General features: G+C 39.3%; 9 protein-coding genes. 7 read left to right on the top strand and 2 right to left on the bottom strand.

Features of this window, described 5'->3' with window-relative positions; translation table 11 throughout:
* Positions 1–59: 59 nt before the first annotated feature.
* Together ACS5PU_RS18750 and ACS5PU_RS18745 are read right to left on the bottom strand one after the other, a co-directional pair.
* Positions 60–1,418, bottom strand: coding sequence for a sensor histidine kinase (locus ACS5PU_RS18750; protein WP_439460693.1), 1,359 nt, complete (start codon positions 1,416–1,418; stop codon positions 60–62).
* Between the two features lie 73 nt (positions 1,419–1,491).
* The gene (locus ACS5PU_RS18745) at positions 1,492–2,862 is read right to left on the bottom strand and encodes a sigma-54-dependent transcriptional regulator (RefSeq protein WP_439460692.1); all 1,371 of its coding nucleotides are present in this window, start codon (positions 2,860–2,862) and stop codon (positions 1,492–1,494) included.
* Positions 2,863–3,195: 333 nt separating this feature from the next.
* Here ACS5PU_RS18745 and ACS5PU_RS18740 point away from each other — a divergent pair, with 333 nt between their 5' ends.
* From ACS5PU_RS18740 to ACS5PU_RS18710, 7 genes are all read left to right on the top strand, one after another.
* Positions 3,196–4,440 carry an efflux RND transporter periplasmic adaptor subunit gene (locus tag ACS5PU_RS18740; protein WP_439460691.1) on the top strand — a complete coding sequence of 415 codons (1,245 nt, stop codon included), beginning with the start codon at positions 3,196–3,198 and terminating at the stop codon, positions 4,438–4,440.
* Positions 4,441–4,564: 124 nt separating this feature from the next.
* Positions 4,565–5,263: an ABC transporter ATP-binding protein gene (locus tag ACS5PU_RS18735; protein WP_439460690.1), complete on the top strand. Its 699-nt coding sequence runs from the start codon at positions 4,565–4,567 to the stop codon at positions 5,261–5,263.
* 234 nt (positions 5,264–5,497) lie between these two features.
* Positions 5,498–7,867, top strand: a complete 2,370-nt coding sequence (locus tag ACS5PU_RS18730; RefSeq protein WP_439460689.1) for an ABC transporter permease — start codon at positions 5,498–5,500, stop codon at positions 7,865–7,867.
* A 174-nt stretch (positions 7,868–8,041) separates the two neighbouring features.
* The gene (locus ACS5PU_RS18725; RefSeq protein ID WP_439460688.1) at positions 8,042–10,414 is read left to right on the top strand and encodes an ABC transporter permease; all 2,373 of its coding nucleotides are present in this window, start codon (positions 8,042–8,044) and stop codon (positions 10,412–10,414) included.
* A 240-nt stretch (positions 10,415–10,654) separates the two neighbouring features.
* Positions 10,655–13,030: an FtsX-like permease family protein gene (locus ACS5PU_RS18720; RefSeq protein WP_439460687.1), complete on the top strand. Its 2,376-nt coding sequence runs from the start codon at positions 10,655–10,657 to the stop codon at positions 13,028–13,030.
* A gap of 161 nt (positions 13,031–13,191) precedes the next feature.
* Complete coding sequence (locus ACS5PU_RS18715; RefSeq protein WP_439460686.1) at positions 13,192–15,582, top strand: ABC transporter permease; 2,391 nt, start codon at positions 13,192–13,194, stop codon at positions 15,580–15,582.
* 163 nt (positions 15,583–15,745) lie between these two features.
* A complete protein-coding gene (locus ACS5PU_RS18710) occupies positions 15,746–18,166 on the top strand; it encodes an ABC transporter permease (protein WP_439460685.1) in 2,421 nt (806 codons plus the stop codon).
* The last annotated feature ends 80 nt before the right edge of the window (positions 18,167–18,246 follow it).

Genomic DNA, 18,246 nt, shown 5'->3' with positions numbered 1-18,246 from the left:
TTTAAAAGCATATCAAATGGGTTTTGTTTGAATTTTGAGGCAAAAAAACATTGAAATGATCAAACATAATTAAATACCAACGAAAAAGTGGTGACTTCTTTTGGTGCCGAAATAACCTCAATACTTCCGCGGTGCATTTTCATAATGTTGCGGCTAATGGTTAGGCCTATTCCCGAACCATTTTTTCTGGTGGTGTAAAAAGGGACAAAAATTTTCTCTAAATCTGAAGGTTCAATTCCTTTACCATTGTCGCTAACATCGATATATAACTTGGTGTTTTCTAAGCGGTAGTTTACGGAAATATAAGGGTTTTCTTTTTCCTCAACGGCATAAATACTATTGGTAATGAGGTTAATAAGCACTTGCTCAATCAGTTTTAAATCCAGCTGAACGGTAATTTTTGATGAAGTTTGTTCTACATTGAGGGTTACGTTTTTAACCTTTGCAAAAGGCTGCATTAAAACCTTGATGTGCTTTAGTATTTCGCCAATGGTATGCGATTCGAGATTTGGGGTAGGCAATTCGGCTATTAGCCTATAATCTTTTACAAAATCGAGCAAACCCGACGAGCGTCTTTTGATGGTTTGCAAAGCCGTTTTTAAATCTTCCATCTCACTGATGTCCAAATTTTCCTTGTCGCTAACCATGCTGTTTATGGTATCGGATAAGGAGCTTATCGGGGTAATCGAATTGAGTATTTCGTGCGAAATCACTCCGATTAGCCGGTTCCAAGCTTCAGTTTCCTTTTGCTCAATTTCATCCTTGATATTCTGAAAACTGATAATGGTATAATTTTTTCCGTAAAGATTTAAGGGGATCACTTCGGTAGAGAGCTGGATCAGTTTATCCTGTATTTTGAGCTCCAAAAATCTTTTTCCCCCTTGGGCAATCTGTTCAACTTCGATGGCAAAAGCAGGGAGGTGCTGTTTTAGCCGGTGCCAGTATTTATAGGCCGGAACGCTTAGTAAATTTGAAGCTGCCTGGTTAAAGAAAGCAATTTCTTCATCTTTATCTGCAGTTTCGGTATTGTTGATTACAATTACGCCCACTGGTACCTGTTCTAATATGGTTTTGATTAATTGGAACATAGCCTCTTGCTCTAGCCTAATCTGTTTATGAACGAGCAGGATATCGGTAAAAGATTCGTACAGCTCAGGAAAACTGCCTTTAGTCGCTTTATTTTTAAAATTCAGGGTATGATCGCGTGTTTTAACAGCCAAAATAAACCGTTTAATGTCCGATCTGATTTCGTTGATGTAATAATAAAGCGAAATAATGGCCCCTAAAAGCATCAGTGCAACACCAATAATGGTAAACCAAAGTTGGGTATTGCGTACCAGATAAAATAAAAGATAAGCCAACAGGTTAATCACCAGCAGGCGGAATATTAAACGGAAGGTAAAGCGTTTGTAAAACATGTTTTTAAGGTAAAAGACTAAAGCTTAAAGGCGATAGACTAAAGCTTTAAGCTATGGTCTCCCAGCTTTCGGCTTAGATTCCAAATTTCTCGATTCTTCTATACAGTGCGGCTCTTGTTAAACCAAGTTCTGCAGCTGCTTTTGATATGTTTCCCTTGTGTTTATCAATGGCTTTTTGTACCATCATTTTTTCCATATCTTCCAGCACCATTTCATCGGGTAAAGTATTGTTCTGGGCAAAGCGCTGTGGGCTCAGCTGTAAATCTTCTTCGGTAATTTCGTTCCCATCACTCATAATTACTGCCCTTTCTAAAACATGCTGCAGTTCCCTAACATTGCCTGGCCACTTGTAGCTTAATAAAACTTCTTGCGCTTTGGTACTCAAATTACGGATTTCTTTATGGTATTTGCTGCTGAACACCTGCATAAAATGATTGGCAAGCAATAAAATATCTGTGCCGCGCTTGCGCAAAGGCGGTAATAAAAGTTCTACTGTATTAATCCTGAACAATAAATCCTGCCTAAAAGTATTTTTGGCCACCATTTCATCTAAAGGCATATTGGTAGCGGCAATTAAGCGCACATTTACTTTCCGTTCCTTGCTTTCGCCAAGCCTGATTACGGTTCTGTTCTGCAAAACGCTTAGCAACTTGGCTTGAAGGGGCAGGGTTAAGTTGCCAATTTCATCTAAAAATATGGTTCCTCCATCGGCCAGTTCAAAACGGCCCGGCTTATCTTCTTTAGCATCGGTAAAGGCACCTTTTGCATAACCAAAAAGCTCGCTTTCAAATAAATTTTCATTTAATGATCCTAAGTCTACGTGCATAAAAACCTGGTTTTTGCGCAGCGAATTTCCATGTATTTCGTAGGCAAATACCTGCTTTCCAGTACCGTTTTCACCTAAAATAAGCACATTGGCATCAGTTGGTGCAACTTTTAATAAAGTGTTCTGTAAATGTTTTATCCCATCTGCCTGACCAACAATGTTATCGAAACCACGGGTCATATCTTTCTGCAGCGAAGAATGTATTTTTTCGAGTTTCTTCACTTTTCTGGTCGACGCCCTTAGCTTTGATGCTGCAGATATGGTGGCAAAAAGCTTTTCGTTTTCCCAAGGCTTTAAGATAAAATCGGTTGCGCCTTTTTTGATGGCTTTAACGGCCAGTTCTACATTGCCAAAAGCCGTCATCAATATCACTACATAATCTTTATCTATTGATAAAATATGCTCCAACCAATATAATCCCTCTCTACCATCGCTGGCACCCTTTTGGTAGTTCATATCCAATAGGATAATATCTACTTCATTTTTGCTCAATAAAACGTTAATTTCTTTTGGCGATTTGCAGGTAATTACCTGTTTAACCTGCTGTTTTAAAAATAGGCGGGCACTCAAAAGAATGTCATCGTCATCATCAATAATTAAAACTGTGGCGTCTAACATAACCTTTCCTTAATAGGGTTGTATCATAAATAATTGTCATCCTGAGCCTGTCGAAGGACTTATTTAAACGTTTGCTAAAGCATATCGATTTTCTACTACCAAAATCGGGAGTTCCATGTGAAAATTCGGATCAAATCTTGCCTTATCAAAACAATCTCAATCAGGGCTGAGCAAAAGTAATAAAACTGTCCGCTCCCGCACATATACTGTCCGATAATGAACAGGTTAAATTTATAAAAACTTTTAAATTGTTGATTATGAGTTGTTTATTTGTGTTTGGTTCTTTTGGCACAAGCTTGGTTATTAAGCAAACCGAACAGTACAACCAAACACATGGACAAAAAAATAGAGAAAAAGAAGTTTAGCACAAAAACCTTAATAATAATAGGCGGGGCAATCGCATTTGTGGCCGTTGTTATTTATGGCTACACTTTATCCCTTAAAAAAGTTTACAGCGCAGATGCCGATAAATTAACAATCAGTAAGGTAGAATATGGCGATTTTGAAGATGTTGTTCTACTAAACGCCAGCGTTGTTCCGTTAACTTCGGTTATCGTGAGTTCATCAGAAGGTGGTACAGTTGCCGAAATTTTTACCGAGAACGGTGCCTCTGTAGTAAAGGGAACACCGTTATTGCGGATAGCCAATTCGAATGCCATGCTGGGTTATACTTCACAGCAAACTGCAGCCACCGAGCAAATCAATCAATTGCGTAAATCGAGATTGGATTTAGAACAGAACCAAAGAATTTTAAATCAGGATGTATTGGACGTAGAGAATAACCTGCGCACTGCTACCCGTCAATACCACTTAGATAGCTCACTTTTTCAGAAAAAAGTAATCACCCTTCAGGAGTTTAACAAATCGAGTCAGGATTATGAATATTACCAGGGAAAGCTCAAAATTGTACGCCAGGCCATTAAACAGGAAAACCAGAGCAGAAAAATGCAGTTGGCCCAGATCGATCAATCGATGGGGCAGATGAACGAGAGTTTGGAAATGATCCGCAAGAATATTGAAAATATGACCATTAAAGCGCCTGTTTCAGGTAAACTTTCCTCATACGATCCAGTTATTGGAAAATCTTATAACTCAAATGAAATGATTGGTAAAATTGATGTATTGCAAGGCTATAAACTGCAGGCAGGCGTAGATGAGTATTATATCAATAGGGTTAAAGAAGGGCAGACGGCTACTTGTGAGTTTAATGGTAAAACCTATAATTTAACCGTAAGTAAAGTTATTCCAGAGGTTACTTCAGGCCAGTTCCAGGTTGAAATGATTTTTAAGGCCGCTGCGCCAGATGGTTTACGCCGTGGATTATCGCTGCAAACCAAATTAACCTTATCTGATAACAGCAAATCGTTGCTCTTGGCCCAGGGACAGTTTTTCCAAAGCACCGGAGGATCGTGGGTATTTCTGGTAAGCAACGGTAAGGCCATCAAGAAAAATGTTAAAATCGGAAGGAAAAACTATCTGTATTATGAAATATTGGATGGACTGCAAAAAGGCGACGAGGTAATTACTTCTTCTTACGATCAGTTTAACCAATACGACCAGGTAGAGATAAGTAAGTAGGATGGGAAATGTGAGATGGAAGATGGAAAAATTTAGAGGATAAAATTAACAAATTAAAAATATAGCCGGGTCTTGATACTTGAAACTCAATACTCGATATTAAAATACTTGATACTAAAAAGCTATGATTAAAATAGAAAATCTGGAAAAAGTTTACAAAACTGAAGAAGTAGAAACAACCGCATTAAATGGAATCAACCTGTATGTAAAAGAAGGAGAATTTGTATCCATCATGGGGCCATCGGGCTGCGGAAAATCTACTTTGCTAAATGTAATGGGTTTATTGGATAAGCCAGAAAGCGGAAGTTACAAATTTATAGATACCGAACTTTTAACCCTTAATGATCGGGAGCGTTCAAATTTCCGTAAAAGGAACATGGGTTTTGTTTTTCAGAACTTTAACCTGATAGATGAGCTAACAGTTTTCGAAAACATTGAGCTGCCTTTAATCTACAATAAAATTCCTGCCGGCGAACGCAAAAAACTGGTTAACGATATTATTGAAAGAATGAATATTGTAAACCGAAGTGGCCACTTCCCACAGCAACTATCGGGCGGACAACAGCAGCGTGTAGCCGTGGCAAGGGCTTTAGTAACCAAACCTAAACTGGTTTTGGCCGATGAGCCTACCGGAAACCTGGATAGCTCGCACGGTAACGAAGTAATGGAATTGCTGTGCGAGTTGAATGAAACCGGAACCACCATCGTTATGGTTACACACTCCAGCCATGATGCAAGTTTCTCTAACCGGATTATTAACCTGAAAGATGGGCATGTAATTTCTGAAAAGATAAACAAAAGCCGAAACGAAGAGCTGATATAGGGTGAGAAGGCTGATGGTTTTAAAGGTAGAAGGTAAAGTTATATCAACCCTCCACCTTCCTGCCTTCAGCCTCCAAAAAGAATTTTAGTTTAGTTAATGATAGCCGCCCAAAAATCTTCCTGGATGGGAAGATTTGGGAAGGCGCTTAAAGGAATAAGGTTAAAAGATATAAGGCGTACGGTTTGTGCGCCCAAACCCTAAACCTTTAACCTTCCAACCTTCAACCTTAATAAAATGTTCAAATTAAACCTAAAAATAGCCTTACGTAACCTTTGGAAAAACAAGGGTTTCTCACTGATCAATATTGGTGGACTAGCCATTGGCTTAGCCAGTTGTATGATTTTGCTTTTATATGTAGCATACGAGTGGAGTTACGATAAGCAATTTACAAACAACGATAAAACTTATGTGGTTTATCAGAGTGTAGTAGCAAATGGTAAAACCTTTAGCTGGTCGTGGACACCCAATGTGATGGCCAGCGATATACAGGAAAAATTTCCGGGGGTTAAGTATGCTTCGCATTCAAGCTATCCACGAACAAATTTAATTACTGTTGGTGAAACAAAGATCAGCAGTAAAGTAGTATATGCCGATCCGAATTTTCTTAAAATATTGGATTACAAATTTATCAAAGGCAACGCTGGTACAGTTTTAAAAGATATCAATACCATTATTCTCACCAAATCTTTCGCCCAAAAATTATTTGGCAATGAAGACCCCATTAATAAAACCGTAAAGTTAGAAAATCAGGATGTTTTAAAAGTTGAAGCCGTGATAGATGATGTTCCGGCTAACAGCAGCATCAATTTTGAATGCATTATGCCATGGGAATTGTTTGAAAAAAGAGAATCCTGGGTCAAAACTCCGAATTGGGGAAACAACATGTGCCTTACCCTGGTGCAGTTAAAAGATAATAATGCTTTTGCTAAAGCTAACGCCGACATTAAGGATATTTATAAAAGGCACGATAAGGAAATTGCTGCCGTGGCCCTGCTTCATCCTTTAACCAAATGGCATTTGTATGCCGATTTTGAAAATGGAAAATCTGTGGGCGGTAAAATCGATCAGCTGAAGATATTTTTATTGCTGGCCTTTTGTATCTTATTAATTGCCTGTATCAATTTCATGAATCTATCAACAGCCCGATCAGAGCGTAGGGCCAAAGAAGTTGGTGTGCGTAAAGCAATTGGATCTACCCGCAAATCTTTAATCAGCCAGTTTTTCTTAGAATCCCTGCTCATTACCTTTATTGCCACTGTGTTTGCCTTCATTTTGGTAGAAGTTAGCCTGCCTTATTTCAACAACCTATTAAATATTAAACTCGCTATCGATTACCATAACAGCTCGTTTTGGTTAGTATTATTAGGCTTAACAATTTTTACAGGTTTGTTGGCAGGCAGTTATCCAGCATTGTATCTATCATCTTTCGAACCGGTTAAGGTATTAAAAGGCTTTAGCTTAAAAGCAGATTCGTCGGTGTCGATCAGAAAGGTACTGGTAGTAGGGCAATTCGTTTTTGCTGCATGTTTAATTGTTTGTACCGTAGTGATTTACCAACAGCTTAATTACATCAAGAACAAGCCAATTGGGTATAATCAATCCAATTTAGTTCAGATTGCTGTTGATGGAAAATTGCGCGATCAGCACAAACTGGAGCTGCTTAAAACCCAAATGATCAAATCGGGCGCAACCACCAATGTAACTTTTTTTAGTTCCGACTTTACTGAGGGCGGAAACAACACCACCAACATATCGTGGGAAGGGAAAAATCCGAAAGAACTTATTTCATTTAACCATAGGGCCATTGGATACGATTTTGTAGAAACCATCGGTACGGAAATAATCAGTGGAAGAGAGTTCTCTCCAAAGTTTCCAAATGATACCACATGTGTAATGCTTAACGAAGCCGCTATAAAAATGATGGGCTTAAAACAGCCAATTGGTGCCATTATCGATTTTTGGGGCAATAAATTAACCAATATTGGGGTGGTAAAAGATTTTGTGGTAGAAAACGCCTATCAAAAAGTTGCACCGATGATTTTTTACCTGAACACTACAGATAATGCCAATATGATTATTGCCCGTTTAAACCCCGATCAGAATATCAGCTCCTCATTGGCTAAAATAGATGAGCTGGTTAAAGAAATGGAACCCAATTACCCGGTGAACCGCAAATTTGTAAATGAATCTTTTGAGGTAAAATTCCAGGACGAAAAACTTTTAGGTACGCTTTCTAACTGGTTTGGTGGTTTCGCAATATTTATTTCCTGCCTGGGCTTGCTGGGTTTAGCACTCTTTATGGCCGAGCAGCGTAAAAAAGAAATCAGTATCCGTAAGGTTTTAGGTGCCAGTACAGCCAACATCCTTACCCTGTTAAACAAAGATTTTATTAAGCTGGTGGCCATTGCTAACGTAATTGCTTTTCCATTGGCTTACATCATCATCAACAAGTGGCTGTCTGCTTTCGAGTACCGGGTTTCGATTTCAGCATGGCCTTTTATTGCAGCCGTTGCCATATCGGTAATTATTGCAGTACTTACTGTTAGCTTACAATCGGTTAAAGTGGCCAAGGCAAACCCTATCGATGCACTTAAATACGAGTAAAGGATGGAAGGTAGAAGGTAATAAGGTAGAGGGCTTGTGTAGCCTAAATTTTAACTTTTAATGTAGTAAATATTAAATAAAACATAAAGGCTGGAAGATATAAGGTAATACAGTAGGAGGTTTAGATATTTCGACCTTCAAACCTTTAACCTTCCAACCTTCAACCTCTGAAAAATGTTCAAATTAAACCTAAAAATCGCATTGCGAAACCTATGGCGCAATAAAGTAAGCTCATTTATCAATGTAATTGGCTTGGCTATTGGTTTGGCTGCTTGCTTAATGTTGCTGTTGTACGTTACCTACGAATGGAACTTTGATAAGCAGGCTAAAAGTTCAGCAGATGTTTTTACCACGCTGACCAATATCCCTGGCGAAAACGGTCAGATTTCGGGTACTTTTGAAGGTTCTACCAGTGCGTTCGGACCAGCCATTAAACAGGATATCCCGGAAATCAAGTATGTGGCAAGAATGGATTATGGAGGCAAAAATTTAATTGCCAACGGGCAGAACGCTTTTAAGCGCTTATCCAAATTTGCCGAACCCGATATTTTGAAAATGTACGATTACGAATTTGTACAGGGTAACCCAAATACAGCGCTGAGTGCCCCTAACTCTGTAGTTCTAACAGCCGTTACCGCTAAAATATTGTTCGGAAATACCGATGTGCTAAATAAAACAGTGCGGTTTAAAGATCGGTTCGATTTAAATATTACCGGGGTAATTAAAGATCAACCGGATAACAGCTCTAACAAATTTGATTATTTAATGCCCTGGTCTTTTTACGAAACCATTGATGAGGGCGCAAAGAACCCCAGCTGGGAAAACTTTAGCTACGTTACACTGGTGCGGTTAAAACCGGGAGCAGATTTAACACTGGTTAATCAAAAAATATATACTGTACTGAAAAAAAACACCAACGATAATCATCAATCACAGGTGTTGTATCCTTTGTCAAAAATGCATTTGTACGGCAAGTTTGAAGACGGTAAAAGTGTTGGTGGTGCAATAGAACAGATTTACCTGTTTGTGGGACTTGCTTTTGGCATCCTTCTCATTGCCTGCATTAACTTTATGAACATGGCAACGGCCAAATCAGAAAAGCGTGCAAAAGAAGTAGGGATCAAAAAAACCATAGGGGCTAACCGTACTTCGTTGGTTATACAGTTTTTAACCGAATCGATGATGCTTACCGTTATTGCGGTAGTTTTCTCTGCTGCAATTTTAGAAATCTTTTTGCCAACCTTCAATCAGCTGCTCAACATAAAATTAAGTGTGTCTTATTTCAATAAAGGCAGTTGGATAGGTATTTTAGGCGTTGTATTCTTAACCGGTTTAATCGCTGGGAGTTATCCGGCATTTTATTTGTCGGCTTTTAACCCGATACAGACCTTAAAAAGGAAGATTAAAACCGGTAGTTTCTTTTCCATTAGTTTAAGGCAGGTGCTGGTTGTAGGGCAGTTCTGCTTTGCCATTATCCTTATTATTTCTACCCTGGTAATTTACAGGCAGATCCAGTATATTAAAAATAAACCTGTTGGTTTTGACGTGAATGCCCTGGTAGAAATACCGCAGGATGGAGAACTGAAAACAAAATATGAAGTACTGCGCGCGCAGCTGCTAAAATCGGGTGCAGTAAGCTCCATGTTCCAGTCGTCGGTTAGTTTATCGCACCGCGGACAAAATTTTATGGATATCCGCTGGGAGGGAATGACTACGCCTGATAATACACAACTGTTTAACCAGGTTTCTACCACCTACGATTTTATTAAAACGAACGGAATTAAATTAACTGCAGGAAGGGATTTTTCTGAAAAATTTGCTTCCGATTCTGTAGGGGTAATGGTGAGCACATCAGCTGTTAAAACCTTTGGTTACAAAAATCCGATAGGCAAAACTGTTAAAGTATTTGGAGATCAGTACCACATTATTGGTGTTTTTGATGATTATGTTTGGGATTCTCCGTATAAATCAAATCATCCGATGGTTGTTTTCTTTGATCAAAAGCGTACCGGAACCATAACCATGCGTTTAAACCAGAACAACAGTTTACAGCACAACATAGAAACCATTAGCCGTATCACGAAAGCTTTAAACCCAGCTTATCCGCTCGAAGTTAATTTCCTGAATACCTTATACAGCGAAAAATACAATACCGAAAAAAACTTGGGCATCCTATCCAACCTTTTTGGCGGCTTGGCCATATTTGTTTCCTGCTTAGGGCTGTTTGGTTTGGTTACCTACAGCGCCGAACAGCGCACCAAAGAGTTTGGCGTAAGGAAAGTTTTGGGTGCTTCGGTGGGTAATTTAATGAAGTTATTATCCCTCTCATTTATCAAAATGATTGTGGTGTCCATATTTATCGCAGTGCCTATCAGTTATTATGCAATGGGCAAATGGCTTAATAAATTCGAATTCCATACCGAAATCAGTTGGTGGATTATCCCAACGGCAGCTTTTGGTACATTGTTAATGGCCGTAATTACCGTAAGCTTTCAAGCCTACAAAACAGCAATAGCTAACCCGGTTGATGCGCTTAAATACGAGTAAAGGAGGGAAGGTAGAGGGTTTAGGCTGACTAAATTTTAACTTTCCAACTCTAAAAATATTAAATGAAAAGTAAAGGATGAAGGTAATAAGGTAGAGGGTTCAGACAGCCTAATTTTAACTTTCCAACTTTAACAAAATATTAAAAAAGCATAATGACTGGAAGCTGGAAGGTAATAAGGTAGCAGGTTTAGATACTTCAACCTTTAAGCCTTTAACCTTCCAACCTTTAACCTCAGAAAGATGTTCAGATTAAACTTAAAAATCGCTTTGCGTAACCTTTGGAGAAACAAGGGAATTACGGCCATTAACATTGGCGGATTGGCAATTGCTTTAGCTGCATTTGTTTTGGTAACCATGTATTTTACCTACGAAACAGGCTTTGACCGCGCAAATCCCAATTATAACGAGATTTATGTAATTGGTAGGCAGCTGCCCGATTTTAAAACCAACAATACCCCGCCTCCATTGGGCAAGGCCTTAAAGGCAGAACTGCCCGAAATTGTTGCTGTGGGTACCATGAAGTTGAGTTATTTCGAATTTCCGGTAAGTAGCAATAATGGTGTTGCTTTTTTAAGCAAATGCCTTTATCTTGATTACGCCGCGGCAGAAATGTTCAACATCAGGCCAAATACCGGTTTAATTAAGCCCGAAAGCAATACCGAAAACCTGTTTTACCTGAGCAATGAAAATTACAGAACGCTTTTTCCGAACAATAAAAACAATACGCCTGAAATCATTACAATCGGCAGTAAATCGGCCGGTATGACAGGCAAATTAAGCGGTAGCATATTTGCCGACCCACACTCCAATATTACTTTTGATGCCATTTCGTTGGTGAAAGAGTTGGGTGGCAATGAAGATTATGGCTATAATAACTACAACACTTACATTCAGGTTAAAAAAGGAACTGACGTTGAGGCGCTTGAAAGTAAAATAAATGCGATTTATAAAAGGGAAATGCTCAAAAACGGTGCTGATCCAAAGGAAGAAACTTTTAAAAACACAAAAGCTTTCCTCGATCCGTTAAAAAACCAACACCTTAAACCAAAGGCCGGTACCGATGCCAATTATAAAATACTAGTGGCTTTATCGGTTTTAGGCGTTTTAATTTTGGTAATTGCCTGTATCAATTTTACCAATCTGAGTATAGCACAGGCAGCCAAACGTGCTAAAGAGGTTGGCGTTAAAAAAGTAATGGGGGCTTACCGCTATCAGTTGGCCTTACAGTTTTTAACAGAAATACTGATCCAGTGTTTTGCCGCAACCATTTTGGCGCTGATTATGGCCGAAATTATCCTGCCAAAATTTAACAGCCTGTTTGTGGTAAATTTATCCATCTGGACAGCCAATAATGCGCTGTTTTGGCAGCTTCCGCTCATCCTCATTTTTATTACGCTAATTGCAGGCATATACCCGGCAATGGTTTTATCGGGCTTTAAACCGGCACTGGTTTTAAAAGGTAACTTTCAAACCAGTAAGCAAAGCTATTGGCTGCGCAATAGTTTGTTGGTATTTCAATTTAGTATTGCTGTAATTTTTATAACTGGTTTGCTCATCATCAACTCGCAGTTAAAATATATGCGCACGCAGGATATCGGTTTCAAGCCAGAGCAGGTGGTGTATATTAAAAACCTGGCTTATTTTGCTTCTCCCAGCAAGTTTGAGCCGATAAGGGATAAAATATCCAAAATTGAAGGCGTAAAATCGGTTACCGTTGCCAATGCTGTACCTGATGGTTCAGAAAGTGGAACCAACCGGTATACGGTTGATGGAGAAGAGCAAAGTTTAAGTTTTACTGATGTAGATTTCGACTACTTTGAAACGTTAAATATTAAGATAAAAGAGGGAAGAGCTTTCTCCAGGGCTTTTAAAACTGATACCGCAAACAGTGCTATACTGAATGAAGCTGCTGTAGCAAAATATGGCTTAACCGATCCAATCGGCAAAACCATTAGCGGTTGCCAGCATAAAGCATATCAGATTGTCGGTGTAATTAAAGATTTTAAAGCGCTTGGCTTCGAAAAAGCAGTACCGCCTACCATTTATGCGATTAACGATCCCTGCGGAAATCCGAAAACGGAAATTATGCTAAAAATCGAAGAAAGCAGGATGTCGGAAGTGCTGAGTACTTTAAAATCGCAATGGCACGAAATCAATAAATTGGATGGAGATAATTTCCGCTACCAGTTTCTTGATGACATGTACGGTAAACTATTTAAAAAGCAAGAGCAGCTGCAATCTGTATTTTTTGCTGCGGCCATGCTCACCATATTCATCGCCATACTCGGGCTGTTTGCTTTTGCAAAGTATATTACCAATGGCCGGATAAAGGAAATTGCCGTTAGGAAAATATTGGGAGCGAGCAACCTGCAGATCTTTAAGCTCATTAACAGTTCGTTTTTTACAATGGTGCTTGTGGCCAATGTCATTTCGTGGCCACTGGCTTATATTTTAACCAAAAAATGGCTCGAAACCTTTGCTTACCGCATAAATCTGCCAATTTTTCCATTTATAGCCAGTGCAGCCTTAACCATTTTATTAACCATTGTTACCGTGAGCATCCAGGCCAATAGCGCCGTGAAAGCAAAACCTGTTGATGCCCTTAAATACGAATAAAGGTTGAAGGTGGATGGTAATAAGGTAGAGGGCTTAGGCGGCCTAAATTTTAAGAAATATTAAATAAAACACAATGGCTGGAAGATATAAGGTAATACAGTAGAAGGCTTAGATACTTCAACCTTCAAACCCTTAACCTTCCAACCTTTAACCTCATAAAGATGTTCAAACTTAACCTAAAAATTGCCTGGAGAAACCTTTGGAAAAACAAGGGTTACACGTTTATTAATATTCTTGGTCTATCGATCGGGATGGCAAGCTGTATTCTTATCTTTATTTTTATCCGTTATCAGATGAGTTTTGATGAAGGCTTTAAAAACGAAGACCGGATTTACCGCATAGTATCAACATGGGATTACGCCGATGGAAATCAGTTCTCTTCACAAGGCGTTCCCTTGCCGCTTACACCCGCCATGCGAAATGATTTTACACCCTACATGGACAAAATTGCTGCGATAGAAAAGAGTGCAGGATTAATCAAAATTACCGATGCCAATGGAAAAGAAAAGCTTAAAAGCATCGAGAATGTATTTTACATTGAGCCCGATTTTTTCCAGATTTTTAATTACAATTGGTTGTCCGGTAATTACAGGGCCTTGGCTAGCCCGGGCAATGTGGTGCTCTCCAAAGAAATGGCCACCAAATTTTTTGGCGATTGGCAAAATGCTTTAGGCAAAAGTTTAAATTTTGATGGAAATACAAACTATACAGTTAGTGGTGTAATTGATGATGTTGCCGAGAATAATTCAATTCCGCTACGGATTATGCTTTCGTATAAATCTTTTAAAGACCGCAATTTGACCAACTGGGGTTCAGTAGGCTCTAATTCTGAAAGTTACTTTAAATTAAAGCCGAATATCCATATTGATGCATTGCAGGAACCTTTAAAGGCTTTCGTGAAAAAATATTATGTAGAAAATGCACCGGGTAAAGAAGGACATTTATTTCAGCATCTGAGTGATATTCATTACAACTCAAAATTTGGGAATTTCTCGGGCAGGATTATGCCGAAGAAGCAGCTTTACGGTCTGGCGGTAATCGGTTTCTTCCTGATCATTACCGCATCAATTAATTTTATAAACCTGGCAACAGCACAGGCGGTAAGCCGTTCAAAAGAGGTTGGTGTGCGTAAAGTGATGGGCAGCCGAAGAAGCCAGCTTGTGGTACAGTTCTTAACCGAAACATTAACCATTGTATTAATCTCATTGTTAATTGGTTGTGTATTAACTGAAATAGCTTTGCCCGGCATGCAGCGCCTTTTCAACTCAAAAATCTCTTTCAGCATTTTCGAGCATCCAATTATTCTGGTTTTTATGTTAGGCTTGGTGGTGTTTGTCAGTTTTCTAGCCGGGTTTTATCCAGCCATGGTCATGTCGCGCTTTAATCCAGCCTTGGCCATTAAAAATAAAATTTCAGCAAATACCGGGGGACTTGGCTTAAGGAAGGTTTTGGTGGTGGTTCAGTTTGCACTTACCGTTACCTTGATAATCGGCACATTGGTTATCCTCCAGCAAATGAAATATATCAGGGAGCAGCCACTTGGTTTTAATCCAACCGCTGTTGCCATGGTCGATCTCCCGAACGATAGCCTCACCACACAGCGGTTTTCCAGCTTTAAGGCCCAGTTAAAACAGATTCCAGGGGTGCAGGAAGTTAGTTTCTGCCGTACAGCACCCTCATCTCAAAATAACAACGGCAATACTTTTTCTTACAATGGAGGTAAGGATCAGGATTTTCAGGTGAATACCAAAAATGCAGATGAAGATTACCTCAAAACTTTCGACCTGAAACTCGTTGCCGGTAGAAACCTGGTTAAATCAGATACCATAAACGAATACCTGGTAAACGAAACTTTAATTAAGAAACTAAATATCCGTAACCCGAATGAAGCCATCGGGAAAATGATTTCGATGGGGGGAATGAAAGCGCCAATTGTGGGTGTGATACAGGATTTCAAAAATAAAAGCCTGCACGAGGCTATCGATCCGATTTTGATTGGAGCACTTAAACCTAGATTTTTTTACGCCGCCATTAAATTAAACGCTAAAGAAATGATGGGAACCATGAAAACTGTGAGTAAAATATGGCAGGCTACCTTTCCCGAGTCGGTTTATAACGAGTCGTTTTTAGATGAAGAAATTAATAATTACTACCAGGGAGAAAAAATAATGGGTACCCTGTTCGAGGTTTTTGCCGGTGTAATTATTTTCATTTCTTTTATCGGGCTGTTCGGATTAATTTCGTTTGTGGCCACCCAACGCACACGTGAGGTGGCTATTAGGAAAGTTTTGGGCGCCTCTACACTCGAACTGGTTAAAATGCTAAATGGCTCATTCCTGATGATGGTTTTTATTGCCAATGTTGTGGCCTGGCCATTAGCCTATTTATTTGTGTCCAAATGGCTATCTGGCTTTGCCTACCGCATCAATATCAGCATTTGGCCTTTCGCACTGGCCATGCTCATTTCGATGGTCATTACTTTAATCACGGTAAGTCTCCGCTCTTATAAAGCTGCGGTTGCCAATACTATTGATGCACTTAAATACGAATAAAGGATGAAAGGTGGAAGGTAATAAGGCTTAAGTGGCCTAAATTTTAACTTTCCAACTTTAATAAAATATTAAATAAAACATAATTGTTAAGGGTAAAAGCGGTAGAAGGTTTAGATATCTCAACCTTACAACCTTTAAACCTCCAACCTTCAACCTCAGAAAGATGTTCAAACTCAACTTAAAAATTGCATTGCGTAACCTATTTAAAAACAAGGTTTATGCAGCCATTAATATTGGTGGCTTGGCCCTTGGCCTAACTGCTTTTCTGTTAATGCTTTTGTACATTAATCACGAAGAAAGTTACGATACCTGGTCGCCAGATCTGAAAAATGTTTATCAGATAAGGGAAAAACATAACTTCTTTACGCCTGATAACCAAGATCATTGGCAGGAGATCAGCAATTCGAGGGTAGCTGTTCTGGTTAAAGAAAACGTACCTCAATTTAGCGCGGTTACCAAGGTAGATCAGGATTGGGGGAGCGGTTTTTCGGTTAAAATCGACCATGCCGATCCAATATTGGTAAAAGGAATTAAAGATGCCGATTCTGCATTTTTCAATGTTTTCCCCTACCAGTTTGTTCAGGGAAATGGAAATACGGCTTTGAAAGAACCCAATACAGTTGTTCTAAAACAGCATTTGGCCATTAAGTTATTCGGAACTGACCATGTTTTGGGTAAAACATTTAAATTGGTGAGATGGAGGGATGATGAAGGTACACCACTAAAAATTACCGGTGTTATTGCTGATGTGGATGCACCCGAAAGTATAAGCTTTAATGCCATAAGCCATACCGGAGATCAAGATCATGACCCCGATCAGATTGGCAGTTCGCATTATACCCAGGTGTACGTAAGATCGGTTGATCAGGTAGATACCTTATCAGCCAATAAAAGTTTACAAAAGGTATATGTAGATTTTAAAAAGAAATCGTTTGCCGAAGAGAAACTGAATTTCAAAGATGTTTACAAAAACGGCAAAACTCCCGGACTTAAAGCCATTCCCTTAAAAGAGGTGCACAGCAATCCGCCTTTTGCCATTAACTGGATAAACAAATTAAAGCCCGTAATCGGTATCACTGTTTTTCTGCTGCTCGTATCCATCATTAATTTTGTTAACCTGGCCACTGCACAATCCGTTCAAAGAGCAAAAGAAGTTGGTGTTAAAAAAGTGCTCGGTGCCTATAAAAAACAGTTAATGGCTCAATTTTTGATCGAGTCGGCCCTGCAGAGCGTTGTTTCACTGTTTTTAAGCATAATTTTAATTGAAGTGCTCTTGCCTGCATTTAACCAACAGTTTAATGTTCAGTTAAGTTTTTGGCACAATGCCTATTTTTTTAGTCTGGCAGGTCAGCTTATGGCGGTTTTTCTTCTGGTTACCCTTTTGGCCGGTTTCTATCCCGCATGGATTTTATCAAATTACAATCCCGTTTCGGTACTTAAGGGCAGCTACGAAAATAGTTTGAAAGGCGTGGTACTGCGTAATGTGCTGGTGGTTTTTCAGTTCGGAATATCTGTAACTTTTATTATTGCCATTGGCGTAATGCAAATGCAGACCAAATACATCAGCAATAAAGATCTGGGCTTTGAACGCAGCAAGCTGGTTAATCTCCAAACTGGTTATGATGAGGGTTTTGCCGATAAGATCAGGCGTATTCCGGGGGTTAAATATGTTTCTACCACAACCCAGGTAATGGGGAATGCCTTTAACAATAAAAGTGAAATTATTTATAAAGGACGCGAAATTAACTTAAACGGCGTAACTGTTAACATCGATGCCTTACAGACCCTGGGCGTAAAGCTGGTATCCGGACGGTTGTTTTCTAAAGCTTACCAACAGGATACCGTTAATTCGGTAATCCTTAACCAAGCTGCGGCCAGCCTGCTGGGCAAAAACGTAGTTGGACAAACTTATGGAAAGGTTGATTATCGGGGTAAAACAATTACCTTTCAGGTTGTGGGTGTGATCAAAAACTACCACAACGAGGGTTTTGATAAGGCCGTATTGCCCACCGTTTACAAAGTAACCAAATTAGGGGGAACTTCCAATACCAATAACCTGTTGGTGAGTTTTGATACCGAGAATTATAAGGGGATTATCGGTAAAATAGAAACAGAATGGAAAAAACTTTATCCCGATTTTCCTTTGCGGTACCAATCTATGGATGAGGCTTTCTCCGAAATCCTCGAAGAAAACAAGCGCTTTATGAACATGATTGTTCTTTTTAGTGTGGTTTCGATTTCTTTATCGCTGCTCGGCCTATTTGCTCTATCTACTTTTGTAGCAAAACGCCGTACCAAAGAAATTGCGGTTAGGAAAGTTTTGGGTGCATCAAACATGCAGATTGTAAACCTTTTAAACCGGTCTTTTATGGCCCTGGTAGTAATTGCCAATTTAATCAGCTGGCCAATAGCCTACATTTTGGTTAAAAAATGGTTAGAAGGCTTTGCCTACCGTATAGATATGCCGATTTTTCCCTTTTTTATTGCCAGCGTAACATCAGTTATTATTGCAGTTTTAACCGTAAGCATTCAGGCAAGGAAAGCGGCGGTTAGCCAACCTGTACATGCACTTAAATATGAATAACGGCGGGAAGGCAGAAGGTTTTGAGGTAGAAGGCTAAGTTGCCCAAAACCTTCCAACCTTTAACCTTTCAACCCTCAACC

The organism is Pedobacter sp. GSP4 (genome assembly GCF_051857575.1).
In the GTDB taxonomy this organism is placed as follows: domain Bacteria; phylum Bacteroidota; class Bacteroidia; order Sphingobacteriales; family Sphingobacteriaceae; genus Pedobacter.
The sequence above is the reverse complement of the archived record's forward strand: the minus strand, read 5'-3'. Positions and strand labels throughout refer to the sequence as shown.